This window comes from Ornithinimicrobium cavernae (assembly GCF_003121625.1).
GTDB classification, from domain to species: domain Bacteria; phylum Actinomycetota; class Actinomycetes; order Actinomycetales; family Dermatophilaceae; genus Ornithinicoccus; species Ornithinicoccus cavernae.
The window spans coordinates 1-694 of the sequence record NZ_QDDJ01000048.1; the positions used below are offsets into that span (position 1 = coordinate 1).

A 694-nucleotide genomic window follows, 5' to 3' on the forward strand; every position below is an offset into this window, starting at 1 on the left:
CGATCTGGCGTTGTGAAAGTTTTAAGTTTGAAGCTTCTTTACCGATACGGTCTGTATAACCGTTAACTTGGATAGCTGGAGTTGCTAAACCTAAGTTAGCGATTTCAGTGTTAGCTGCGTCTAAAGCTGTTGCTGCTGCTGGTTTTAAGCTTGATTTACCGAAATCAAATAAAACGTCTGAGCTGAATGCGAAGTTTTTAGTTACAACTTCTGGCTCAACAACTGGTGCTACAGCGCCTTGACCGAAACGGTATGATAAACCTGCTGTTACAGAGTGGATATCAGGAGCATATTGGAAGTCCACATCTTGTGTGCCTGAACGAACTAATGCTTTATTTAAGTTACCCGCTTTGTTTAAGTATTGGTATTCAACACGTGCCGCTAATTCAGGAAGAATTGCGTACTCAACACCTGCACCTAAAATAGTTGATGCTTTTAATTTGTGGAATTTTGTTGTTGATTCGTTAGTGTTTTCCGCACCATATTTTTTATAGTCATTACGAACAACCGCAATACCTACTTTACCGTAAACGTCTAAGTCAGGTAATACTTCGTAGCTTGGTTTTAACGCTAAGTTTAAACCGTGAGCAGAGTGTTTAACTGTACGGAATTCATCTACGTTACCACGTACGCGACCGTAGTAGTCATAGCCTAATTCAGCTGCTAAACCGAAGTTATTTTGGTTTAAGATTTG

General features: G+C 39.9%; 1 protein-coding gene. It reads right to left on the minus strand.

All coding sequences use genetic code 11. The features are described 5' to 3' along the window. Positions 1-694: outer membrane beta-barrel protein (locus DA085_RS20720; protein ID WP_154402280.1), on the minus strand; the 694-nt coding region annotated here is incomplete at both ends.